General features: G+C 62.0%; 24 protein-coding genes. 12 read left to right on the top strand and 12 right to left on the bottom strand.

Annotated features, from left to right (window positions below):
* The 7 genes from ACO6VD_RS17470 (at position 1) to ACO6VD_RS17440 (ending at position 6655) form a co-directional block, all read left to right on the top strand.
* Positions 1-1353: a 3-oxoacyl-ACP reductase gene (locus ACO6VD_RS17470; protein WP_422420875.1), complete on the top strand. Its 1353-nt coding sequence runs from the start codon at positions 1-3 to the stop codon at positions 1351-1353.
* Between the two features lie 2 nt (positions 1354-1355).
* Positions 1356-2210, top strand: a complete 855-nt coding sequence (locus ACO6VD_RS17465; protein ID WP_422420874.1) for a MaoC family dehydratase — start codon at positions 1356-1358, stop codon at positions 2208-2210.
* A gap of 61 nt (positions 2211-2271) precedes the next feature.
* Entirely contained in the window at positions 2272-2577 is a 306-nt protein-coding gene (locus tag ACO6VD_RS17460) for a nucleotide pyrophosphohydrolase (RefSeq protein WP_422420873.1), read from the top strand.
* Entirely contained in the window at positions 2574-3323 is a 750-nt protein-coding gene (locus ACO6VD_RS17455) for a methyltransferase domain-containing protein (RefSeq protein ID WP_422420872.1), read from the top strand. The genes ACO6VD_RS17460 and ACO6VD_RS17455 overlap by 4 nt, the downstream gene beginning before the upstream one ends.
* A gap of 19 nt (positions 3324-3342) precedes the next feature.
* Complete coding sequence (locus tag ACO6VD_RS17450) at positions 3343-4008, top strand: DUF4136 domain-containing protein (RefSeq protein ID WP_422420871.1); 666 nt, start codon at positions 3343-3345, stop codon at positions 4006-4008.
* A gap of 19 nt (positions 4009-4027) precedes the next feature.
* Positions 4028-4588, top strand: coding sequence for a DUF4136 domain-containing protein (locus tag ACO6VD_RS17445; protein WP_422420869.1), 561 nt, complete (start codon positions 4028-4030; stop codon positions 4586-4588).
* 114 nt (positions 4589-4702) lie between these two features.
* Positions 4703-6655 (top strand): pilus assembly protein TadG-related protein, encoded by a 1953-nt coding sequence (locus tag ACO6VD_RS17440; RefSeq protein WP_422420867.1) that lies wholly within the window; start codon positions 4703-4705, stop codon positions 6653-6655.
* On the opposite strand, the gene ACO6VD_RS17435 is transcribed toward ACO6VD_RS17440, so the two are convergent.
* Both ACO6VD_RS17435 and ACO6VD_RS17430 read right to left on the bottom strand, forming a co-directional pair.
* The gene (locus tag ACO6VD_RS17435; RefSeq protein WP_422420865.1) at positions 6640-9336 is read right to left on the bottom strand and encodes an ATP-binding protein; all 2697 of its coding nucleotides are present in this window, start codon (positions 9334-9336) and stop codon (positions 6640-6642) included. The genes ACO6VD_RS17440 and ACO6VD_RS17435 overlap by 16 nt on opposite strands.
* Positions 9333-9776, bottom strand: coding sequence for a TadE/TadG family type IV pilus assembly protein (locus tag ACO6VD_RS17430; protein WP_422420862.1), 444 nt, complete (start codon positions 9774-9776; stop codon positions 9333-9335). Before ACO6VD_RS17430 ends, ACO6VD_RS17435 begins: the two co-directional genes overlap by 4 nt.
* A gap of 74 nt (positions 9777-9850) precedes the next feature.
* Here ACO6VD_RS17430 and ACO6VD_RS17425 point away from each other — a divergent pair, with 74 nt between their 5' ends.
* Positions 9851-10321: a prepilin peptidase gene (locus ACO6VD_RS17425; RefSeq protein ID WP_400172587.1), complete on the top strand. Its 471-nt coding sequence runs from the start codon at positions 9851-9853 to the stop codon at positions 10319-10321.
* Positions 10322-10452: 131 nt separating this feature from the next.
* On the top strand, positions 10453-11235 hold the full coding sequence (locus ACO6VD_RS17420) for a response regulator transcription factor (protein ID WP_422420860.1): 783 nt from the start codon (positions 10453-10455) through the stop codon (positions 11233-11235).
* A gap of 26 nt (positions 11236-11261) precedes the next feature.
* Here the strand turns inward: ACO6VD_RS17420 and ACO6VD_RS17415 are convergent, their stop codons facing one another.
* From ACO6VD_RS17415 to cpaB, 8 genes are read right to left on the bottom strand one after another with little or no spacing between them, the layout of a single operon-like run.
* Positions 11262-11525 (bottom strand): DUF3613 domain-containing protein, encoded by a 264-nt coding sequence (locus ACO6VD_RS17415; protein WP_422420858.1) that lies wholly within the window; start codon positions 11523-11525, stop codon positions 11262-11264.
* A 7-nt stretch (positions 11526-11532) separates the two neighbouring features.
* The gene (locus ACO6VD_RS17410; protein ID WP_422420856.1) at positions 11533-12261 is read right to left on the bottom strand and encodes a tetratricopeptide repeat protein; all 729 of its coding nucleotides are present in this window, start codon (positions 12259-12261) and stop codon (positions 11533-11535) included.
* 14 nt (positions 12262-12275) lie between these two features.
* Positions 12276-13163: a type II secretion system F family protein gene (locus ACO6VD_RS17405; protein ID WP_422420854.1), complete on the bottom strand. Its 888-nt coding sequence runs from the start codon at positions 13161-13163 to the stop codon at positions 12276-12278.
* A 1-nt stretch (position 13164) separates the two neighbouring features.
* Complete coding sequence (locus tag ACO6VD_RS17400; RefSeq protein WP_422420852.1) at positions 13165-14046, bottom strand: type II secretion system F family protein; 882 nt, start codon at positions 14044-14046, stop codon at positions 13165-13167.
* Entirely contained in the window at positions 14043-15314 is a 1272-nt protein-coding gene (locus ACO6VD_RS17395) for a CpaF family protein (protein ID WP_422420850.1), read from the bottom strand. The genes ACO6VD_RS17400 and ACO6VD_RS17395 overlap by 4 nt, the downstream gene beginning before the upstream one ends.
* Positions 15311-16501: a pilus assembly protein gene (locus tag ACO6VD_RS17390; RefSeq protein WP_422420849.1), complete on the bottom strand. Its 1191-nt coding sequence runs from the start codon at positions 16499-16501 to the stop codon at positions 15311-15313. The genes ACO6VD_RS17395 and ACO6VD_RS17390 overlap by 4 nt, the downstream gene beginning before the upstream one ends.
* Entirely contained in the window at positions 16498-17748 is a 1251-nt protein-coding gene (locus ACO6VD_RS17385) for a type II and III secretion system protein family protein (RefSeq protein ID WP_422420848.1), read from the bottom strand. Before ACO6VD_RS17385 ends, ACO6VD_RS17390 begins: the two co-directional genes overlap by 4 nt.
* 20 nt (positions 17749-17768) lie before the next feature.
* On the bottom strand, positions 17769-18698 hold the full coding sequence (cpaB, locus tag ACO6VD_RS17380) for a Flp pilus assembly protein CpaB (protein WP_422420847.1): 930 nt from the start codon (positions 18696-18698) through the stop codon (positions 17769-17771).
* A 321-nt stretch (positions 18699-19019) separates the two neighbouring features.
* On the opposite strand from cpaB, the gene ACO6VD_RS17375 reads away from it, so the two are divergent.
* Both ACO6VD_RS17375 and ACO6VD_RS17370 read left to right on the top strand, forming a co-directional pair.
* Entirely contained in the window at positions 19020-19247 is a 228-nt protein-coding gene (locus ACO6VD_RS17375; protein WP_422420845.1) for a Flp family type IVb pilin, read from the top strand.
* Between the two features lie 62 nt (positions 19248-19309).
* Entirely contained in the window at positions 19310-19717 is a 408-nt protein-coding gene (locus ACO6VD_RS17370; protein WP_400172578.1) for a response regulator, read from the top strand.
* A 26-nt stretch (positions 19718-19743) separates the two neighbouring features.
* Here the strand turns inward: ACO6VD_RS17370 and ACO6VD_RS17365 are convergent, their stop codons facing one another.
* Together ACO6VD_RS17365 and pbpC are read right to left on the bottom strand one after the other, a co-directional pair.
* A complete protein-coding gene (locus tag ACO6VD_RS17365; RefSeq protein ID WP_422420843.1) occupies positions 19744-21408 on the bottom strand; it encodes a ShlB/FhaC/HecB family hemolysin secretion/activation protein in 1665 nt (554 codons plus the stop codon).
* 158 nt (positions 21409-21566) lie between these two features.
* A complete protein-coding gene (gene pbpC, locus ACO6VD_RS17360) occupies positions 21567-23900 on the bottom strand; it encodes a peptidoglycan glycosyltransferase PbpC (RefSeq protein ID WP_422420841.1) in 2334 nt (777 codons plus the stop codon).
* Positions 23901-24003: 103 nt separating this feature from the next.
* On the opposite strand from pbpC, the gene ACO6VD_RS17355 reads away from it, so the two are divergent.
* Positions 24004-24297, top strand: a complete 294-nt coding sequence (locus tag ACO6VD_RS17355) for a hypothetical protein (RefSeq protein ID WP_038615042.1) — start codon at positions 24004-24006, stop codon at positions 24295-24297.
* Positions 24298-24387 lie beyond the last annotated feature (90 nt).

Below are 24387 nucleotides of genomic sequence, written 5' to 3'. Positions count from 1 at the left end.
ATGAGCGACCGTTATATCGACTTCGCCAACTCGGGCTTCGGCCGCCGTCTGGTCGGTGCCGCCGGTCTGCCCAGTCCTGCTCATCTGGAACGTTGGCAAGCCGGGCGCCTGCGGCCTGTGGAAGGCGCGTTGCTGCTCGGTGGTGGGCCATTGGCAAACAAAGTCGAGGCCTTTGCCCAACGCCTGACCGATGATGTCTACAGCTTTGCCAGTCCCGACCTGAGCGTGAAGGAATGGGTCGCGGGTTTAGGCAGCAAGCTCAAGGCAGTGGTCTTCGACGCCAGCGAGCTGGATGACATCGACCAGCTCAAGCAGCTGCGCGAATTCTTCCAGCCGCTGCTGCGCAGCCTGGAGCCCTGTGCACATATAGTGATCCTTGGCCGCGCACCGGAGCAGCTCGATGATCCGCTGGCCCAGGTAACCCAACGCGCCCTGGAAGGTTTCAGCCGCTCGCTGGCCAAAGAACTGCGCGCTGGCGGCACCCTGCAGTTGCTGTACGTCAGCGATGACGCCGAAGACCAGCTTGAAGGGGCCTTGCGCTTTTTCCTCTCGCCCAAGAGCGCCTTCGTTTCCGGTCAGGTCCTGCGCCTGGAAGCCTGTCCGGCTCAGGTTCAGGACTGGACCCGGCCCTTGGCCGGGCGCAAAGCCCTGGTCACCGGGGCCGCACGCGGCATCGGCGCGGCCATTGCCGAAACCCTGGCCCGTGATGGCGCCGAGGTTGTGTTGCTCGATGTACCTCAGGCCAAGACCGATCTTGAAGCCCTGGCCGCACGCCTGGGCGGACGCAGCCTGCCCCTGGATATCTGCGCAGCCGACGCTGCGGCGCAACTGATCGAAGGGCTGCCGGAAGGCATCGACATCGTCATCCACAACGCCGGCATCACCCGCGACAAGACCCTGGCCAACATGACCCCGGAATACTGGGACTCGGTGCTGGCCGTCAATCTCAAGGCGCCGCAGCTGTTGACCCAGGCCCTGTTCGACAGTGGCACCCTGCACGACAATGCGCGCGTCGTGCTACTGGCATCGATCAGCGGCATCGCCGGTAACCGTGGCCAGTCCAACTACGCCGCCAGCAAAGCCGGAATGATCGGCCTGGCCCAGGCCTGGGCGCCGAAATTGGCTGCGCACGGCAGCACTATCAATGCGGTGGCCCCCGGTTTTATCGAAACCCGCATGACCGCCGCCATCCCCTTCGCCCTGCGCGAAACCGGACGGCGCATGAGTTCCCTGGGTCAGGGCGGCCTGCCTCAGGATGTTGCCGAAGCCATCGCCTGGCTGGTGCAACCTGGCAGTGGCGCGGTCAATGGCCAGGTACTGCGCGTCTGCGGCCAGGCCGTGATGGGGGCCTGAGCATGACTCGACACTGGCACGACCTGAGCAACACCGTAGCCCTTTCCAGCCTTTACCTGCGCGCGGCACGCAAGCGCAAGATCAGCGGCGATACCCTGCCCGACATCGGCTTGCGCGCCTATCTGGAGGTCGATTCGAAGCAGCTTGAGGCGTATCGCAAACTCTGTCATTTCAGCGACGATGGACGCCTGCCGCCCACCTTCCCTCACGTAATGGCGTTTGCCTTGCAGCTGCAACTGTTGACCGACAAGGCGTTTCCCTTGCCGCTGCTCGGCCTGGTCCATCTGCACAACAGCATCCGCGTCGTGCGCCCATTGGGTGGCATCAGCCGCCTGCGCTTCTCGGTGCATGTGGATAACCTGCAGCCGCACGAGAAAGGTGCCACCTGCGACATGATCACCGAGGCCGAAGACGGCCTCGGCCTGCTCTGGTCGCAAACCAGCCGCATGCTCTGTCGTGGCCTGAAGCTGAACGGCGAGCCTGCCGCCAACCCGGAACCTGCCAGCGAAGCGCTGGACGAGTTGACCCGCTGGTACGCCGACAGCGATATCGGTCGGCGTTATGCCAAGGTCTGCGGCGACTACAACCCGATCCACCTGAGCGCCGCCAGCGCCAAGCTGTTCGGCTTCCCCACCGCGATTGCCCACGGCATGTGGAGCAAGGCCATGACCCTGGCGGCCTTGCGCGGCCATCTGCCGGCCAGCGGTTACGAGCTCGAGGTGAGTTTTCTCAAGCCCGTGCGCCTGCCCAGTGAAGTGATCCTCAACGCCAGCCCCAGCGCCGACCAGGGCCAACTGCGCCTGGACGGTCATGGCGAGCTGATCCACATGCGCGGCAGCTGGCGACCACTGGACTGAAACGGCCCTCTTGCGTTGTGCAGGCGCGCACCTGAAGCTATGCGGCTTGAGGAGAGCTTTGATGAACCTGCACGAACTGACCCAACGCCTGCACCGCATCCGTGACGACAACGACTGGAGCGGTTATCACAGCCCGAAAAACCTGGCCATGGCCGCCAGTGTTGAAATGGCCGAACTGGTGGAGATTTTCCAGTGGCTGAACGAAGAGCAATCTCGCCAGCTCTCACCTGAGCAATTGCAGCACGCTGGCCAGGAGGTCGCCGATGTAGTGCTGTACCTGTTGCAGTTGTGCAGCGAACTGGGCCTGGACATGGAGCAGGTGGTGCGCGCCAAACTGGCCGACAACGAAAGGCGTTTCGCGCGATGAAAGACCGCCATTTCGATGCCCTGGCCACACGCTTTGCCGAGAAAATCTACGGTGGCGCCAAAGGTGCTATCCGCCTGGCGGTGCTCCAGGCTGATCTGGCCGAAGCCCTGCCGCAGCGCCCCTTGCGCGTGCTGGATATCGGTGCCGGCCTGGGGCACATGGCCCTGTGGCTGGCCGAACGTGGCCACCAAGTGACCCTGGCCGAACCCGCCGCGCCGATGCTCGAAGGCGCCCGCGCGCGGTTTGCCGAAGCCGGCCAGCCGGCGACCTTCATCCAGGCGCCCTGGCAGGACCTGCTCGGACAACTGACCGAACCCTACGATCTGGTGCTCTGCCATGCGGTGCTGGAATGGTTGGCTGAACCGGAAACCATCCTGCCGGTTCTGCACCAGTTGACCCGCAGCGACGGCCTGCTGTCACTGGCGTTCTACAACCGCGATGCACTGGTGTATCGCAACCTGCTCAAGGGCCATTTCCGCAAATTGCGCCGTGATGACATGGCCGGTGAAAAGCAGAGCCTGACCCCGCAGAAACCACTTGATCCGCGCACGCTCAGGGCGCAACTTGAAGGTCTGTGGCAAGTCGAAACAGAGAGCGGTGTACGGGTGTTTCACGACTACATGCCGAGTGAGTTCCAGGCCAAGGCCGAGCTGCTCGACCTGCTGGAAATGGAACTGGCCCACCGACGCCATCCCGCCTTTGCCGGGCTCGGGCGTTACCTGCACTGGATCTGTCGACCACGCTGAAACACGCCGGGAGGGTGACATGTCGTACCGTTTGACCCTGGGTCTGGTGTGCCTGGTCCTGGCAGGCTGCCAGAGCCCCAACCCCTATGTCGCCAGCTCCCGCCCGCTGCCACCGGCCCCGCCGCACGCGGCCAACACCTTCGACGCCAGCGCATATCCTGCGCCCCCCAGGGACTTTGGTCGCTACCGCAGCTGGGCCTGGCAAAACGGCCAGTTACCGCAAGGCGGCGCCCTGGCTGAACCTGCGCAACTGGCCGACGCGGTCAGCAACGCCCTCGACCAACGCGGCCTGCGCCCAGCGCGCAATGGCCAGGCCGGCGATCTGCTGGTCAGCGCCAACGTACAGCTGGAACGCCGCCTGCAGCAGGTGCGCGACGATTACTACCCCTACGGAGCTTATCCCTACGGAGGTTATCCCTATAGTGCTTACCCCTATGGCGGCTACGGCACTTATGGCAGTGCCGGCCGTTACCACAATGGCTATGGGGCTTATGCCAGCGTTCCACTGGTACGCACCTACGAAGTCGAAGTGATGGTGGTCCGTGTCGACCTGTATGACGCCCGCGACGGTCAAGCCGTCTGGAGCGCCAGTGCCGAGACCGCCAGCCAGGGTTCCCAGGGTGAACGCGAGGATGCCCTGCGCGAATCAGTGAAAAAGGCCCTCAACGGCTATCCTCCCAGCTAAAGGCAATTGGAGATCCATCATGTTGTGCCGTCTCGCTTTACTTTCACTCGTGGTTTTGCTGGGTGCTTGCCAGAGCCACAACGTAACTCAGGACTATGACGCCAGCCGCGACTTCGCTGCCTACCGCAGCTGGGTCTGGCAGGAACCGGCGTTGCAGTACCGCCCCGACGATCCGCGGATCAAGAGTGACCTGACCGAACAGCGCATTCGCCAGGCCGTCACCGGCCAGCTTGATCAACGTGGCCTGCGCCCGGCTCAGGGCAGTAGCAACGGCGATCTGAAAGTGCAGACCTACCTCATCGTCGAGAACCGCCAACAGCAGATCACCACCAACTATGGCGGTGCCTGGGGAGGCTACTGGGGTAACTACTGGGGCGGGCCGATGTACAACGAAACCCGCAGCGTCGACTACAAGGTAGCGACCATCCAGGTCGACATGTTCGACGGCAAGGACGGCAAGCTGGTGTGGCGCGGCAGCGCTGAACAAATTATGAACAACTACCCGCCAAGCCCCGAAGAACGTAGCAATGCCATCCAGAAAACCGTGACCAATGCCTTGTCGAACTATCCGCCACACTGAAGGCGTATAGCCATTACGGGAGCTACACTCAAACGCGGGGCAAACCCGCTCCTACACCCTGTGGGAGCAGGCTTGCCCCGCGTTTGACGGCCATGCGCCGGCAAAGGAGTGCTTGTGTCCTCTCGTTTCCCGGCAAAGCAACGTGGTGCCATAGGCCTGATGGCTGCCTTGACCCTGGGCATGGGCCTGCTGTTCATGCTGATGGTGATCGATAGCAGCAGGCTGTATCTGGAACAGCGACGCTTGCAGCGGGTAGCTGACATGGCGGCGCTGGAAGCGGCAGGTCAGGCTGCGGTCTGCTCGGGCGTGGGCCCAAGCGCCGATTCCCTGGCGCGTGCCGCTGCCGTTCGCAACGGCTTTGCGCAAGGTGCCGGACATACCCTTGCAACCACCTGCGGTGCTCTGCAGACCGGAACCAACAGCTTGCGCCGCTTCAATGTCGATGCCGCCCGCAACGAAGCCATCCGGGTGATTGCCACTACTCAGGTCACCACCAGTGTTGCCGCAGGTGTGTGGGCCCTGGTCAACGGCAACCCGATACCTGACACCACGATCCTGAGCGCCAGCGCGATCGCCGCCACCCCCAGGCCGCCCCAGGCCATGTTGCGTATTCGCAGCACACTGGCGACAGTCGATACCCGCCAGTCTGCCCTGCTCAACGCATTGCTCGACCCGCTTGGCGGCCACGTCCAGCTCGACCTCCTGGGCTGGAAAGGCATAGCCGATACCAAGATCAACCTGCTCAGTTACCTGGACCAGTTGGCTATCGGTGTCGGCGTGAACGCGGGCGACTATCAACAGTTGCTGCGCGCGGACGCCACCGCGAGCAAACTGATCGAGGCCGCCGTCAAGGTCTTGCAGAAGGGCGGCGCCACCGTTGAAGTCGTGACCAATCTGGGCAAGGTTGCCGCCGGCGCCAACGACACCCAAAAACTGTACCTGGGCGACATTCTCGACCTGCAAACCGGCACGACAACAGCGGGTCTTGACGCTACCGTACAACTGCTCGATCTGGTGCAAAGCGTGATCCTGCTGTCGACCAAAAACAGCGCGGCAATCGTTGAAATGCCCATCAATGTATTGGGGTTGGTCAACGGCAAGGTGCGCCTGAAGGTCATCGAGCCCCAGCAGATTTCCGCCATCGGCAACCCACTAACCGACACCATCAAGGTGCACACGTCGCAGGTACGGGCACTGGTCTCTCTGGATTTGCCGGTGCTGACAACCATTGCCAACCTGGTCAACAAAGTAACCAGCCTCGCCACGCCCTTGACCAACCTTCTTAACGACCTGCTGAGCCTGAATCTGGCCGGTACCGTGCAGTCCTTGACCTGTCTGCTGGGTAATGAATGCACTTTCAGCGACATAAAATTGCTGCCAGGCATCGTCAGTCTGGATGTGGGTATCCATGTAACAAAAGCCACCAGCGAACTCACTGGTTACACCTGCGCCCCCGAGAAAACCCTCACAGCCCAGACCAAGAGCGCGGCATTGGACTTGGCTGTCGGTCAATTCAAGAATAAAGATGACTTCTTCAACGACGGCATAAGGGCGGTCACGCCATTTCCGCTGATTGATATCGGTACCCAGAAATGCCGGTTCGTCCTCGGTATTCTTGGCTACTGCGATGCACGCAAGGCCTTTGGCGGTGGCGGTATCGGTGTGAAGGTCAGCGCGCCCTTGCTGGGCAGCAATTCCACCGACCCGGCAAGCAACCTGAAGTTCGCGCCGACCGACCATACGCCGCCCGACATCAATCAGCCGCCGGCCTACCTGGGGACCACGGCCAGTAACATCGTCAGCAGCCTGAACACCACCATTGCAGGCATTGAGCTGCATGCCTACAAGCCACTCAATGGCAACATTCTGGGCAGCGTACTGGAGTTGACGGGCACTGTGCTCAACGGTGTCAAAGCGATCCTTGAGCCGCTGATCGAAAACCTGCTCAGTCCCTTGGTCGACCCTTTGATCAATGCCTTGTTGAAGACCTTGGGTATCGACCTGGTGAAGGTCGAGGTAGGCGCCAATATGACCTGCTCCAGCTCCCGCGCTCAGCTGGTACTGTGAGTCGGTAACTCGATGGTGAACCGCGCCCCTTTGGCGCTGTTCTGCACACTCAGGCAGCCGCCCATGGATTCAATGATTCCATAACTGACCGACAGCCCGAGCCCGGTGCCGACGCCCACCGGTTTAGTGGTGAAGAACGGCTCGAAAATGCGTTCGAGCAGACGCGGATCGATTCCGCCACCGTTGTCCTCGACCATCAACCGCACCTGGCGCTCATCCGTTTGCATGCGCAAGGCGATCCAGGGCTGCAACTCGCGATGCTGTTCGCGCTGTGCCAGCAACGCGTCACGGGCATTGACCAGCAGGTTGATCAGTACCTGTTCCAGCTGGTCCTGATGACCACTCACCGCGCGTTGCTGCTGTACGGTATCGACCCGCAGCTCCACGCCTTTGCCGCGCAAACCATCAGCTAGCAATGACAAGGCACCCTCCACCGCCTGCCAGGGATCGAACAGCTGCTGTTCGACAGCCGAGCGGCGTCCGAACACCCGCATATGATCCACCACCCTTGAGGCACGCAGTACCTGGGCGTCGATACGCTTGAGTTTGTCTTGCAGGTAATCAATCTGCACATCGCCGTTTTCCAGGCGTTTGAGCGCGTTGACCACGGCCATGCGCATCACGTTCAGCGGCTGGTTGATCTCATGGGCAAGACCGGTAGCCATCTCGCCAAGGGTGGCCATTTTGGCACTTTGCATCAGTTGTTGCTGGGTACGCCTGACCTGAGTGTTATCGCGGCCCACAGCCTGGATTTCCACCAGCCGCCCCTGCTCGTCAAACAACCCCCGATCAGCCCACACCCACCAGGCATGCTCGCGTCCCGGCAGCTCCAGGCAGATTTCCGCAGTGCTCACCGGCTGCTCCACACTGAGCCCGGCCAGGCGCTCGACGAAGGCCTGGCGCTGGGTTGCCGACATCCACTGGCCCAGGTTGATTCCGGGTAATTGCGCGGTCGAGCATTCCAGGTAATCGGCCAGCGGCTGGTTGCCGAACACCAGGTTCAGCTCAGGGGTGTAGCGACAAATCATCGCCGGTGAGTCCTCCACCAGCACCCGGTAGCGTTCTTCGCTGACACGCATGCGCTCGGCGGCTTCGGTAGCCTCGGTGACGTCCAGCCAGATGCCGACCACTTCCACCGGCAGGCCGAGGTCATCACGCAGCAGGCGCGCCTCATCGAGCACCCAGTGATAACCACCGTGACGATCACACAAGCGATAACGACTGCGCACCTGCCCTTCGCGCAACAAAGTCCGGGTTCGCGCCAGCCACAGCGCCTGGTCCTCGGGGTGAACCCATTGACCAGGCTGCAGCGGCGCATCAGCCGATTGCTCCCAGCCGAGCATCGGTTGCAGGCTGGCACTGAAGAACTCGGCCTGCAAGGCGCCCTCGACATAACGCTGGATGTAAATCACTGCCGGCGAACTGGCGATGAGGTTTTCCAGGCGCGCCTGGGCGGCGCTGGCCTGCAACTGCTGGCCTTTGATATCGCTGATGTCGAGCATGAATCCTTGCAGGCGACGTTGCGTACCGCTACCGCGCACTTGTCCACACAAGCGATACCAGCGCGGATTGGCTGGCAGGTTGCTGTCGAGCAGACGCAGGCTCAGGTGCAAGGCACAACCATCGCGCTGCAGCTCGCCAAAGGCCAACTGTGCAGATTCCCGGTCGGCCGGGTGCACGCGGCTCAGCCACTGGCTGATGGTCAATTGGGCCGGCATCCCCAGACTGGCCGCCAGCCCCGGATCCAGTCGCAGGCTTGTCTCGCTCAGTCGCCACTGCCACCACCCCGCCCCCAGTTGCAGTTGCAGGCTGTCCAGACGTTCATTCTGCTGTTGCAGGTCGAATGCGGCCAGGCGGCTGACCAGCGGCTCGGCATAGGCGGCACAGGCACTGAGTGCATCCGCTGCGCTCAGGGCTTCATGCGGCCCGACACACACCAACCAGGCCTGGACAATGTGCCCCTGCGCATAAGGCAGCAGGTAAGTTTCGGCCTGCGGAAACAATGTGCGCAAACCGGCATGCGTGGTACTTGAGACCATCTGCCCTGGCGCCAGTCGATCCAGCAACGGTCCTAGCAGTTCATCACGCGGCCAGGGTAATGGATCACTGCTGCTGGCATAGGTTTTCCAGCCCTGCTCCCCTTGCAACAGAACTCGCCCGCCGTTGGCCCGCCAGTGTCGTACCAGCCATTGCAACTGCTCCTGAGCCACATGACCAAGGCGTTCGATACTGCACTCACGCAACTCTGCTGCCAGATGGCTGGTCAGGTGGCGTTGACGCTCTGCACCCAGTGACTGCTGTCGGTGCTGCATCAGGTCGCCAATATCGAACAGCTGCAACAGCCAGCTGCCGGGCTGGCCCAGCAACCAGCCACGGGTATGCAGGGTGCCGCCACCGGCGGCCTTGAAATCCAGATCCAGAGGCAGCGCCTGCCAATCCATCGGTTCGCCTTCGAGCACCAGCAGACTGTAGGGCTGCACGTAGTCCTGCAACCGCGCATCGCTGTGCGCCGGCAAGGCCAACGCCGCACGCAACGGGCCGGCCAGACGCTGCACCCGGGCCCCGTCATCCAGCCACAGCTGCAACCCCACGGCGGACACATTGGCCGGTGGCTCCGGTTCAACAGCGACCGGTGTCGAACGCCCGCGCCAACGCCCGAACAAGCGTGGACCGCCGCTCAAAGTTGCAGGCTCGCTTCGGCCTTCAGGCTCGTTGGCAGCCGTGGCACTTCACCGATCACCGGCAGATTGAGCACCGGCAGCACTGTGGTCAGCTTGGCTTTGGCGTAGTTGATTTTCACGGTTAACAGCCGGCCCGGTGTCAGGGTCACGCTGGTATCACTGGCAAGCTTGAAGCCCAGCGAACCGGGCATCCACGCCAGTTGTTCGCCAAGCACGGTCTTGGCGAGCTTTTCGACGTCGTCGCTGTAACTTTTGCTGGAGGGGTCCAGCGCAACGCAGCGGCGCACCGCTTCGCTACTGGCCTGGTTGAATGACTGCAACATCAGCATGGGCAGGCCATAACTGACCACACCATAGAACACTGCAAAAAAGATCACGAATACTGCTACGAACTCCAGCGCCGCAGCGCCTTTTTGCCGTCTGACCAAGCTTGCTTTCATGATCGCGTCTACCCTGACAGTGACACCGTACTGACAGCATAGAATCATTCACCACAAAGGGATGCATTTCGCCAATGCAAAGCATTGTCCTGTTGTTGTGGCTTGCCTTGTGCGCTGAACAAGATATGCGTGAGCGCCAGATCGCCAACACCCTTACCCTTGGCGCAGCAGCCTGCGCCCTGGGCTACTTATTCATTACCGGACACACCTGGATCGGCGCCGATGCCAGCGAAGGCGGCTGGGCGCTGGCCATCGTCATGCTCCTGACACTGCCCGGCTACATGCTCGGCCGCTTCGGCGCCGGTGATGTGAAGTTGCTCGCGGCGCTGGCGTTGGCGACTGATCGCATGTATATCCTGGGTACCTTCATCGGTGCCGGGATTGCCGTAGTGATCTGGCTCTCCAGCCGTCGCTGGCTATGGTCCCTTTTAAGTCAGAAGGTTAAAAACCGACTTAAACAACTGACCGAAGAGTCGTCAAAAAAACAACCCTTTGCACCCTTTATCCTGGCGGGCTTTATCCTGGCTGCAGTGTGGGTTCATTAATCACCCTGGCAGGCATAAAAGTCGTACAAGACTTGTACATAATTGCAAAGTAAGACTACTTTCAAGTGAGCCAGCGGCCATGTAAAGACGCCAGGCTCCAGGAGAAAGAAGCTTCAAGCAGGGAGTAACGCGTGAACAATACCGTCAGTGAGGTAAAGGTGTTGGTGGTGGATGACCAACCCCCGATCGTTGAAGAGTTGTGTGAGTTTCTCCAAAGCAGCGGCTATCGCTGCGTGCCCTGCTACTCCAGCACCCAGGCCATCGAAAGCTTTGCTTCTGACACCGCCATTGGCCTTGTACTGTGCGATCTACACATGCCGGAGTGCGATGGCATCGAGCTGTTCAGGGCACTCAAGGTGATTGCCGGGCAACAGCGAATTTTCGAGGCCATCATGCTCACCGGTCGCGCCGACAAGCAGGACGTGATCAGGGCCCTGCGCGAAGGCTTTTCCGATTACTACCAGAAACCCGTGGACCTGAACGAACTGCTCGAAGGTGTTCAACGCCAGGAAGCAGCGCTGCAGGAGCGCCAGAAAAACTTCCAGGACCTGGGCAACCTGAACCAGAAACTGCAGTTCCTCGCCGATTCGATTGATGACCTCTACCAGGACCTGGAAAAAGCCCGCGGCCTGGGCGCGCAACGCCGCGCCACCGACGTCGATAACGAGGTAGACAACGACAGCCTTCCAGCCATTTTTGAAAAGTTGTCACCGCGGCAACTGGAAGTGGCGCGCCTGGTCAGCAAGGGCAAGACCAACTACCAGATCGCCTGTGAACTGGGCATCACCGAAAACACCGTCAAACTCTATGTGTCCCAGGTACTGCGCCTGACCCACATGCATAACCGCACGCAGCTGGCACTGGCCTTGTCACCGGGCAACTCGCCGCTGCATCTGCGCGCAACGACGCACTAGCGGCGCCGCTGCTGCAGCCCACCGGTCTATTTGTCGGACGAACCGACCGCCTCCCAGCGGTAGAAGTCCGGGATTGCATATTTGTAGCTATCCAGCCAGCGCTGCATGCTCTGTTCGCGCTCCTTGGGCGTGGCCGTCTGCGGGATCTTCGAGGCCTGCTCGTTACGGGCCTGCATCTGCAACCAGGCCTCGGTGACCGATTGCGCCTTGGATGAAGGCCCCGGTTCAATTGCCAGGACCGTCAACGGCAGTGAACTCAAGCCAAGCAGTAGTATCCATGCGGGTTTCATAAACACCTCACTGTTGTCTGAGTGTCGGGATTGGCTCCTGCACCGCCGCCACCTGGTCGGCGCGCGTCGGTTTCGACTTACCTGGCGCCTTCAACAGCTCGGCACGTGAGCGGGCCTCGCTGAACTGGGCAGGGCTGAGATTGAAGCGTGACACCAGGTCGGCCGCTTGCTGCCACTTGTCCTGATACAACAGCAAACTGACCAGATTCACGGCGGCCAGGGCGTTGTGGTCCTTGAGCTCGATCGCCGTCAGGAACTCGAAACGCGCCTGTTCGACATCGCCCTGGTTGAGATAAACCACGCCCAGGTCATTGCGTACTTTCTCGTTGGTCGGCGCCAGGCGCACCGCCCGCAGAAGATGACGCTGGGCCTGGAGATTATCGCCGCGAGCCGCCGACAACTGGCCCAGGCCGTGCTCAGCCTCGGCAGCCAGACAGCCGCCGAGCAGGCTGCGGTACAACGGTTCGGCCTCGCTGCGCCCGAGCAGCCGCAGCACCTTGGCCTTGCGCAGGCGCACCTGGGCCATGTCCGCCGGCAGCGCCTCCAGGTGCGCCAGACTGGCATGTGGGCGGCCTTCGCCGAGCATCTCGTCGGCCATGTTCAGCGCCAGTTCCTGGCTTGAATCGGGCTTGGCGCAACTGGCATTGCTGCCCGGCAGCGCCAGCCAGGGTGCGCCCACATCGCTGGCGCAACCGCCAAGCAAGATCAGGCTCATGACTACCATGACTGCTTTCATCCATGCACCTCCATTCATGAGCCCATCGCCTTGGCCAATGCCGTGAAGCCGGGACCGGCCAGCACGATCAGCAAGGCGGGAAACAGAAACACCATCATCACCATCGACATCTTTCCGGACATCTTCGATACCCGCTCCTGCATCCGCGTCAGACGCCGATCGTCGAGCAGTTGCTTGAGCGCCAGCAGTGACTTCATCGCCCCGCCGCCCTGGGCGAGCAACTGCTGAAGGATCACGCAGGTATCGCTGAATTCATCCACCGCCAGCAACTGCGCGGTTTTATCCAGCTCGGGGGCCAAAGCCAGGCCGGAATCCACGCGCAGGAGGATGCTGCGCAACTCTTCACTGAGCACCGGCAGCAGTTGTTGCGACTCCTTGCTCAACACCCGCAAACCTTGCTCCACCGCCAACCCGGATTCGAACAGAATGCGCAGCAACGGAATGAAGGTCGACACCTCACGAACGATCTGTTGCTGACGCCGGGCTGCCGCCACTGCCAGCAGGCGTTTGGGCAACAGATAGCCAACCCCCAATGCGCACATCGGCACCACCAGCCAGGCGCTCTGGCTGTCGCGGTAGAAGGTTTCTTCAAGCAGCACGCCAAAGCCCAAAGCCAGCACTGGCACGCCGACCTGACAGGCAGCAAACAAAGCACGCTGACGGCTACGCCGCCAGCCGAGCCGATCGAGCAGCAGCCGGGTTTCGCCGTCGTAGTTCAGCAAGCGTTGCGCCACCGGGCTGCTGCCCAGATGCTGCAGCCAGTTGCCCAGGCGGCTGTCATTGTTCAACTGGCCTTGCAGACGCCGCGCCACCAGGCGCTGTCTGCGCTGCTGGCGCATGAACTGGCTGAGCAACAAGACGAACGCGGCGAAGAACATCACTGCACTGAGCATCAAGGCCATTTCAGATACTCCGCAACATGCGCCACAGCGCCAGGCAGCCGAATACCTGCAAGCCAAACGCACCCAACAACATGAACTGACCGTTACTGTCGTTCCACATGGTCAACAAGTACTTCGGATTGCTGATCAGGAAATAGCCCGCCATACCCACCGGCAGCAAGCCCAGGACAAAGGCGGTCATGCGCGTTTCACCGGTCATCGCGCGCAACTGCCGGGCACCCTGTTCGCGCTCGCGGATCAGCTTGATCAGGTTTTCCAGCAACTCACTGGCGTTGCCTCCGTAGCGATGATTGATACGCAAACCCAAGGCGAACAACCGTAGCTCGTCCTGATCATAGAGTTCGGCCAGATCCTGCATGGCATCGTCCAGGCCAATGCCCATCTGCACGTTGCGCCGCACCCGCAGCATCGCGCCGTGCAACGGCTCGCGGGAGGCATCGATGGCCCCCAGCACGGCGTCGCTCAGGGTCCGCCCGGACTTGAGGCTGCGTACCGTGTGATCGAGCAGTACCGGCAACTGCTCGACCATGCGCCGCACACGACGGTGGTAGCGCCACCCCAAGTACAGGCGAAACAGCAACGGGCCTACCAGCAGCAAGACCGCGCCAGCCAGCCACCCCACTGCCAGCGCAACCAGCAGCGACAGCAGTGTCCATAGCGCCAGCCACGACACCAGGCGATCATTGCGCCGTTCCAGGCCGGCACGCTGCAACAGCCGGTCCAGCCAGTCACGACCACTGGCCGCTACCGGTGAGCTGTCCTGCACCCGGCCAAGTCGCTCCAGGGTGCGCTCGGCGCCAGACTTGCGCATGCCGCTATAGAACAGGCGCACGGAGAGGCCCAGCATCGCCAGGCAGATAACCCCCAGCACTACAGCGATCATGGCTGAAGCTCGGAAAATTCGCGGCGCAGTTTGTCACTTGCCGGGTTCTGCGCCTCGCGCAAAAATCCCTCGCCGCTACGCCGGTCAAGGCGGAACAAGGTGTTGGTGACATACACATCGTCACGTACACCCACCACTTCCAGCACCTCACTGACGCAACGCCGGCCGTCGGCCAGGCGGGTCAGCTGAATGACCACATCGAGGGCAGCACAGATCATCTGGCGCAGGGTCTTTTCCGCTACCTGCCGTCCGGTCAGGCCGACCAGGGTTTCCAGACGCAGCAAGGCATCCTGGGCGGTGTTAGCGTGCACGGTGCTCATCGAGCCATCGTGCCCGGTGTTCATCGCGGTCAGTACATCGAGTACTTCCACACCGCGAATCTCGCCGAGCAGGATGCGGTCCGGACGCATCCGCAGGGCATTGCGAATCAGCTCACTGGACTTGATTTCGCCATGCCCCTCGGCATTCGGCGGCCGGGTTTCCAGACGCACCACATGGGGATGGTCCAACTGCAGTTCGGCGACATCCTCGATGCTGACCAGACGCTCATGTGGACTGATCAACTGGCTGAGGATGTTGAGCAAGGTGGTCTTGCCGGTACCGGTGCCGCCACTGACGAGAATGTTGCAGCGCCGCGACACGGCCAGTTGCAGAAAGTCGAGAATGTTGTGATCGATGGTGCGCATGGCCAGCAGGTCGGCGCTCTTGAGCATGTCCTTGCGAAACTTTCGAATCGACAGGCAAGGGCCGTCCAGCGCCACCGGCGGGATAATCGCATTGACCCGGCTGCCATCGGGCATACGCGCATCGACCATCGGCGACGACTCATCCAGACGCCGGCCCAAGGGCGCAAGAATGCGCTGCATGACCCGCTCAACATGATGCGCATCAATAAAGCGCAGGTCGGTCTGTTGCAGCACTCCGCCGCGCTCGACGAACACCCGGTGCGGGCCGTTGACCAGAATCTCGGTGACGCTGGTATCGCGCAACAGCACTTCCAGAGGACCGAAGCCGGTCAACTCATCGACAATCTCTTCGGCCAGGCGCTCCATTTCATAGCGTGACAAGGCCAGGTGCAGGCGGGCGATATAGTCACCCACCTGCTCCATGACAAATTGCGCCAGCGCCGGACGCGAACCCTCGAGCAAGTTGCGACCGCTGTCCTCGATGGCATCGATGATAAACCGGTGCAACGCACGCTTGAGCGCCTGGGGATCGTTGCCCAGGTTATGGCGTACGCCACCAAACAGCTCGTCGGCGCTGCTCATTTGTGCCCCCAGAGCCGGTTCAGCCAGGTGCCACCGACAGGTTTGTTGTGTTCCGAGCGCCGGGCCAGGCGCTCACCCAGCGCTTTGAGGTGTTGCGTGAGGTTTTCCCGCGGGGCGAGCTCGAACAGGGTCAGGCCCTGGTTCTTGGCATTCAGACGAACTTCAGGGCTATAAGGCAACACCACCAACAGCGGCAAACCATAGCGCTTGGCCAACGCCTCTGAATCCGGCGCCACGCCCTTGAGATAGCGGTCGACCAGTAGGCTGGCGTGCTCAAGTTTCATGCCCTTTTCCCGCCACATCGCCAGCACTTCCAGATTGCGTCGGCAGTCCAGAACGTTCTGGTCGGTGTACCAGATCAGTTTGTCGCAATGGCTGACAAAGGTGCGCAAGGCCTCGCTGTCAGCCTGCCCGGTGAGGTTCACTACGATGTGCTGGAAGTGCTGGCGCAAGGCGCTGAGCAACATGTACAACTCGGCCGCACTGGTACGCTCCAGTGGCTCGTCGCCTTCGGTGTAGGCCAACAGCCGCAAACCGGAGCTGTCGCGGGTAAAGGCACTGTCGATCAGGGTGTTGTCCAGACGCCGCAGGTGACGCAGGGCATCACTGAAATGAAATGACGCCTCAAGGCCGAGCAACGCCAGGCTATCGCCGCGCGGCAAGCCCAGGTCGAGCAACAAGGTCTGCTGGCCGCTGTTCTGCACCACCCGTGCCAGATGGGTGGTGAGCAACGCGCCATCGGCGGCACTTTGCGCGCCGTACAGCACGGTCAGCCCACCAAGGCTCGGGTTGCTGGTGACTTGTGGCAAGCGTTTACTCAGGCGCCGTACCAGCCCGGCCACTTCGCTCGAACGCGAGCCATAGGCAACGAAATCACGAGCGCCGGCTCGCATGGCGTTGAGCACCAGCTGGTTGTCCATGCCATCGCCGAGGGCAACGATCGCCAGCATCGGCTTGGCTTCCAGCACGCCTTCGATCATGGCGCACTGGTTGACCACGTGATCACGATCGAGGCCGACGAACACCAGATTGGCAAAGGTGACATCGACCAGCGCCAGCAGCTCATCAAGGCTGCCACTGCCGGCACCGACCACCTGCCCCAACGGCGCCAATGCACCTTGCAGCCACTGCAGGTCGCCATCGTTGCGGGTGATGGCGAGAAAAGTCTGACTCAAACTTTCGCTCATTGGGATAACCCGCTGCGACCTTCGAAGTCGCCGTTCTCGAGGAAAAACAGTCGGCCCCAGCTCGGATCGTAGTTGCGCAATCCTTCACCCGGCAGGGTCGGCAACTGCGCATTGGCTGCCAGTGGTTGCACCAGGTGCGGGGTGACGATCATCAACAGTTCGGTTTCATCGCGCATGAGCTGCGACTGGCGGAAAAACGCGCCAAGGATCGGTATGTTGCCCAGCCCGGGAAACTTGTCCACCGCCGAGCGTGTGGTGCTGCTGATCAAACCGCTGATGACAAAGCTCTCACCATCGGCCAGTGAAATGCTGGTATCGGTGCGCCGCACGGTCAGCCCCGGCACCCGGGTGCCGGCGATGGTCACGGCATTGGCGAAATCCAGCTCGCTGACTTCCGGCGCGACCTTGAGGGTGATGCGATCACGGCTGACCACCGTCGGTGACAGCGCCAGGCGGATACCAAACTCCTTGTACTCGATCGACACGCTGTCGCTGCCGCTGCTGGGTACCGGAATGGGAATCTCGCCACCGGCCAGGAAGCTGGCGGTCAAGCCACTGAGCACCACCAGGCTGGGACGCGCCAGGGTGTAGGCAAAACCGCTGTTCTCCAGGGCATTGATCGCCGCTAGAAAGCGACTGCTGCCACCGCCCCAGACGATGTTGAACACATCGTTGTCAAGCGGCACACCGCCTATCACGTCAGCCACCTGACCCGGCCTGGCGATGGTGTTGAAGGTTGTCCCCGGTGATCCGATCAGCGAGTTGTTCGAGCCTTTGAAGAACAGCCGTGCACCGGCTTCCTTGAACTTGGTGCGGTTGACCTCGACGAAGCGGATGTCGGCCTGCACCTGGCTAGGCAACGTCGGATCCTGCGACGGTGGCAGCGCGGTCTCGGCCATGTCTGCAGTAGCCACGCCTTTGACAAACAACATGGCCTGGCGCGGGCTGCTGGAGCAGGCCGTCCACAGCATCAGGCTGGTGGCGCCAGGGCTCAGCGCCGTCAACACAATGGCTTGGTCACCGCTGGCCTGGACGTCGGCAATTTTCACATCACCCACCGCTACCCGGGTAATGCTGACCGGCGCGCGCAACTCCTGCTGCAAGCCCTGATCGATCTCGATGACGCCTGGCAATTGTGCCAGTGCTGCGCAACCGTTACTGGCCGCCTGGGCCATGGATACAGTCGTCCCCGTCCACAGGGCGACCCACAGCAACTGCTTGATTACCCGCACGGAACGACTGCTCATTTAAGGGCATCCTTGCTTGGTCAGGGAGTGGGTTGGCTGGCTTGATTTCCGCGGATGATTTCCATGCCACGACGTGGCGTTGAGCTGGCGACAGCTACAGTGGCCGGCGTCTGGGCCAACTGACTGAAGCGATAGAGTTCGCGGTTGGCGTTGTCCACCTCTTGGCCGCTGCCTTGCGGGTCGGCCCAATAGCGGGCCAGGCGTTTTTCTTCGGCGCTGCGCACGGCCAGACGCAGACTGCCGGCCTGGGCGGCGAGCAGCAGACGGCTGGCCAATGCTTCGGGTACCGCCAACACTACGGTGCGAGCAGACTCGCGTTGTTGGTCCTGACGGGATTTCTCATCCTGTGCCGCCTCCACGGGCTGGCCGTCATTGCCCAACCCCAGGTGCTTGCCGACACTGAGCAGTCGCAGTGCGGGCAGCACCACTTGAGCGGAAGCCTGTGGGTTGTTGTTCTCTTCGCGCAGATAGAGCAATACGTCAACGTAGTCGCCCGGGCTCAACTGCCCTGCCGCCCCGACCACATCATCGATTGCCAGGGCCAGGGCGCGCTCATGGGGACGGATCATGCGCGCCAGCGGGCCGCCGCTTTCAAAGCTGCCGGGTTCAAGCCAGGTGCCGGCGCTCAGAGGGCGCCAGCTGCTGCGCCCGAGCACTTGTTCGAGGGTCTGAAAGCTCCCGGCAGGTGCCACTTGCAGGCGTTCCACCAGCAGGTCATCGGCCGTCAGCGGGGTGTAGGGGGCTACATCACGGCGCAGGACCACCACCGGTTTGCGCACTTCATCTGCCGCCTTTTCCACCACCTGCACCGCTGCCGGGGTGGGCGCGGGTGCGGCGGGAGCAGCGATCGGCTCAGCCGGAGGACGGCTCAATACCAGCCCCCAATAGCCAGCCAGCAGGGCACCAATCAGAAAAAAGCCAGCGAGGATGATGGTAATGCGACTACTCATGCCGGCCCTTCCTATAACCCTTGTTCATCCTTTGCACCCGGCGGTGAACCCGCCGACACCATGGACATCGGAAGTAACGATTTCGCTATTTGAAGGTAGTTCAGGTAAGTCAAAACGCCATTAGCCGTCAGATTATTTTCCGTCGCATATCCGACACCCTCTGAAAACAATGGCTTGTTGGCGCCAATAAGCCACTATCACTTTAGTATTAATGCTTTGTTACATTTGCTGGATTTTCAAGCGTTGACGATGCTGTGGTGGCAAAGGGGAATCATCGAACAGTCCCCTGCCATCTGCGCCTTGCGCGCCAGGAGAAGTACCATGCGTGTTTCCCGAATCCTCAGGAGTGTCAAAGATTTCTTCTACCGCAAGGATGGCGCATCGGGTATCGAGTATGCGATTGCTGCGGCGATGGTGGCGGCGGTGTTGACTACGTTTATTACGCCTATTTCGACAAATGTTTATTCGATCTTCGATAAGGTCAAAGCGTCCATGGTAGACGCAGGTAAAACAGGCACCGGCGGCGGTGGTAGCGGTGGTGGTAGTTGATTCCTGGCGTGGCGTTGCATGAACCGCACTGTCTGACTTTTGACCTGTACCGGAAACACACCATGCCAACCTCTTCCCTGCGTCAACAGATTCTCCTGGTGGATGACGAAGAGGACGCGTTGCTGGAACTTGCTGAACTGCTTGAGGGCGAGGGTTTCTGCTGCTACACCGCCACCTCGGTGAAACTCGCCCTGCAACAGCTCACCCGCCACCCGGACGTGGCTCTGGTGATCACCGATCTGCGCATGCCGGAAGAAAGTGGCATTTCATTGATCAAGCGTCTGCGTGAGCACACTGCCCGCCAGCACTTGCCGGTGATCGTCACCTCCGGCCATGCCGACATGGACGACATCAGTGACCTGCTACGCCTGCAGGTGCTGGACCTGTTCCGCAAGCCGATCTATCACACTCGCCTGCTGGAAACCCTCGACAACCTCTTTCCCAAACCTCGCCTGCATCTGGTGAACTGACCGCAATCGCGGGGCAAGCCCCGCGATTACAGCTGCACGCTGAAGCTCAAGGTAAATCGCGGCTGCCGATTGAGGCTGTCGAGCGCGACATCCGCCATCGGTTTTGCCGCTTCCAGGGAAATATTGAAATAACGCGCATCGCCAACCCGCAGCCCCACCGCCGCCGAGGACAGGTGTGAATCACGCACCTGCAGCTCGTTGAACCAGCTACGCGCCGCGTCCACGACCACGTAGGGCTGCACCAGCTGGAGCCAGTCGCCGTCGGGCTCGAAGCTGTAGTTCAGCTCGTAGGCTGCCCCCCAACCCTTGTCACCCGAAGCCTGGTCGTTGGGATATCCACGGCCAAAGGTCTGGCCTCCGAACACCGCCCGTTCGCTGTCAGGCAAGCTGTCGTTGCTCCAGTACAACACTGCGGAAACCACGCCCTGCCAGCTGTCGAAATAGCGGTCGCTCTGTAACCCGGACACACGCAGGCGCAGAAAGTCCAGGTCGATATCACTGTCGGTGTTCGCCCCCAGGTAGTCCATGCCTTGATAGGCACCGGCACTGACGATGCGCAAGCGCCGGGCATCGCTCTGGCGCCAGTCACCTTCGAATGCCACGGCACGCAGGTCGGTCCGGCTGCTGAGTTCGAGGGGCAAGCCGACAGCTTCGTAATCGGTGTTGTCATTCACCGCATAGAGACGTCCGGCGATACTCAGCCATTCGTTGGGGGCAGCCGTCAGCGTCTGGCTCAGACCAACCGAATAGCGGTCGTTTTCGCGATGCTGCCTGAGATCGATGCCATTGTTCAGGCGCACCAGCGCGCTGGGGTCACTGCGGTAGCGCGCAGCTGACAGGTTAAGCTGGGTGCCTTCGCCATCTACATACTGGGCGTAATCCAGGCGATAGTAGTGCGCGTGGTCGTCACCGGGTGGAAACAGCGCAGTGAAGCTCAGCTGTTCGGCCAGTGAAGTCTGGGCATTGCTGCTGACACCCAGCAGCGCCTGGAAGTCCGCCCGGCTGCCGTCGCTCAGGTTCAGCGTTGCACTGACGGATTTGCGCGAGACCTGGGCGATCAAGGTACTTGCTCCGTCAGCAGTACCGGGCAACACCTGAGCCTGCAGCGTGACGCCGGGCACGCGGCTCATCAGTGCGGTGTAACGCTCCAGCGTCTTGCGCGTGAGCGGGCGCTCGGCCTTGAGCCTGGTCGCCAGCGTGTCCAGATAGGCCGACGCGGGGCCAATATCACCCTGCAGTTCATAGTCTCGAATGTAGCCCTCGACCAACACCACCTGCACCCGCCCATCGGCAAAGTCCTGTGGTGGCAGATAGGCGTAGGACAACAGGTAGCCATCCTGCTGATAACGTCGGGTCAGGCGCTGGGTTGCGGCGATCAACTCACCCAGGGTGATTTCGCGATTGACCAGGTCCTGGTAATTGTCCCGCAGGTCGCTCAGCGGGTAGATCGTGCCGCCTTCGAAGCGCACCTTGTGCAGCAGGATCCGGGTATTCGTCGGCAATTGCGGCGACTGCGGCGCTGGTATGGCCACTTGCAAAGCGGGCATGGAGGGTCGATAGCTGTCGGCAGGCAGGTTTGGCGCGGGCAGGCTGCGCTCGACTTCGTTGCTATTGAGAAAATTCGGCAGAAGCTCGGCGCTCAGCCCGCTTGCCCAAGAAAGACTGAGAATGGCGACGGCCAACGGACGCATGTGACGCTCCATGATCCCGACAGATACAAGAGCACCAGGACGGCTCCCTCGTCAGGCTCAAGCGTAGGTGCTGCCCGCCCTATCGTCTAATCCGAATCAGCCTGCACTACCCCTGTGGGAGCTGGCGAAGCCGGCGATGGGTCGCACAGCGACCCCACTCAATCATTGACCTGAAACTCGACCCGAGCCGTCTGCCCACTCTCATCCAGCGCGCTCAATTCCACACGCCCGGCCTGTTCGAAGCGGGCACTCAAGTGCTCCTGTCCCAGCGACTCGCCTAACGGCGCGCCATTGACAAACCACCAGCGCCGGCCACTACCGCCCAGCGCAGAAACCTCAAGACGCAACGGTTCGCTGCTGGTCGCCGGACGACGCAACTGATCACCCTGGCGCACACCAACGATGGACAACGGCGGTGCACTCGCCGGCACCTGTGGTGGACAATCCGGGTCAACCTTGGGCAGCCGCGCTTCGCGGCGTTCCACCCGTGCCAGCCAGGGCTCCAGCGGCGCTGGCCACAAAGCGATCTCGCGGGCTTGCGCCCCTGCGCAACTGGCATCGACCCGCTCTCCCCGCGCGTTGACCCAGACCGTTTCGCGCAAGCCGACGCTCAAGGGCTGGTCGGCCGCCTGCAAGGTTGGCGGCGTGGTGCCATCCAGAGTCCAGGCAAACCGCTGGCGGCGACAGTTGGCATCCTGGCGGGCCAGCGGCTGCCCGAGCGGCCAGCAGATCGCGGCAACCCCGACATTGTCCGGTACTGCGGCAACCGGCACGGCGATGCCTCGCTGGCTGTCACGGTTGCTCAGTACATCATGCACCTGCACCATCAGCGGCGCTGCCGACGCCAGGCCGAACTGCCCCGGTACCGGTGTGCCATCGGGCCGACCGATCCAGATGCCAATCAGATAACGAGGCCCGACGCCAATCGACCAGGCATCGCGGAAGCCATAACTGGTGCCGGTCTTCCAGGCCAGCTGCGGACGCTGTACCAGTTCGGCATGGGGATCACGATCCGGCCGTGCCTGACCACTGAGAATGCGCCGGATGATCCAGGCACTGCCCGGCGACAGTAGCCGACGTTCGAGCAGCGGCGCCTCCGGTTGCAAGCGCATCGGCGCGCTCAGCCCGCCACGCGACAGCGCCCCGTAGCCTGCGACCAGATCTTCCAGGCGACTGCCGGCACCGCCCAGAATCAACGACAGGTTCGGTTCGGCCAGCGGTGGCAGTGTCAGCGGCACACCGCCGTTGCGCATTTGCGCGGCAAAGCGTTTGGGGCCGTAGGCTTCGAGCAACTGCACCGCAGGCAGGTTCAACGACAGCGCCAGGGCCGAGCTGGCTGCCACCGGACCGCTGAAGCCCATGGAGAAGTTCCCGGGCCGATAATCGCCGTAGCGCCTTGGCACATCCTGCAGCAAGGACTCGGAATGAATCAGGCCATCGTCCATGGCCATGCCATACAAAAACGGTTTGAGGGTTGAACCGGGAGAGCGCAGCGCGGTGATCATGTCAACATGCCCGAAGCGACGCTCATCATTCAGATCGACTGATCCCAGGTACGCACGCACCGCCATGTTCTGTGCCTCCACCACCAGGATCGCTGCCGACGTACGCTCGGGCAGGCGCGCGCGCCAGCCCAGCAGCAAGTCTTCCAGTCGCCGCTGCAATGAGGCATCGAGGGTAGTGCGAATCAGCGGCGGGCTGTGCGGACGGTTCAAGCGCCGCGCCAGCAACGGTGCCAAAGCGGGCTCCTGACGAGGTGCCAGCAACAGCGGCTCCTCCATCGCTTCGACAACCCGCTGCGCTGGCCATACCTGATACTCGGCCAGACGTTTGAGCACTTTGTCGCGGGCCAGCTGCGCGCGTGCCGGATGACGGTCCGGACGCAACCGGCTCGGTGCCTGCGGCAGTACCGCCAGCATCGCCGCTTCAGACGGCGTCAGATGCAGGGGCGACTTGCCCAGGTAAGCCCAGCTGGCGGCGGCCACGCCCTGTAAGGTGCCGCCAAAGGGTGCGCGATTGAGGTAGATCTCCAGAATCTGTGCCTTGGACAAGTGCCATTCCAGTTGCGCGGTGCGCCACAACTGACGCAGCTTGCCCGGCACGGTGCGCGAATGCGGATCGAGCAGACGCGCCACCTGCATCGACAGGGTGCTACCGCCCGACACCACCCGTCCGCCGCGCAGGTTCTGCCAGGCGGCACGGCCCAGGGCCAGCGGGTTGACCCCGGGGTGCTGATAGAACCAGCGATCCTCGTAGGTCAGCAGCGCCTGCACATAATACGGCGACACCTGATCGGCGCTGACCGGATACCGCCAGACCCCGTCGGCATCGGCGAAGCGCCACAAGGGTGTGCCATCCTCGGCCAGCACCACCCGCGCCAGGTCATCAGCTGGCAGCGGCAAAGGCCACAGACGGTCAGCCCCCCACAGCACTGCGCAGAGCAAAAGCACGACAGCCGATACGACTTTGAGGCGTTTAGCTAAGATGGGCATCAGGCCTCCTTGTCGCTGGCGACAGACAGGGAACTGAGCAGGCCAATACACAGCCAAAGGTTTGGCAACGGCAGACCGCCGCCACGATCATCAGGAAGCAACTATGCATGTAGAAGGTTTTTTCGAGTGGCTCGGCCAGGCCTTGGGGGCACTGATCCGCTTTGTCGTCGATGGCTTGAGCGGGTTGTTCAACCTGCTGGCCAACGCCGGTGGCAACTTCATCGATGGCCTGGCACGTACACTGGGCATGGACACCTCGCTGGTCAGCATCGTGGCCCTGATCATTGGCTTGATGCTGCTGTACTCGGCCATCCGTGCCTTCATGCGTGCCTCGATCATACTCGGCATCATCTGGCTGGTGCTGGGATTGTGGGTGCTGAGCTGGATCATTCACTGACAGTGGGTGAGTGGGAGCGGGGGGGGGGGGGGGGGGGGGGGGGGGGGGGGGGGGGGGGAAGCGAGGACGGGGGGGGCGAGGGGGGAGAGC

Origin of the sequence: Pseudomonas sp. GZD-222 (assembly GCF_049310525.1) — a bacterium.
Lineage (GTDB): Bacteria > Pseudomonadota > Gammaproteobacteria > Pseudomonadales > Pseudomonadaceae > Aquipseudomonas.
This window is presented reverse-complemented; position numbering and strand designations above follow the sequence as displayed.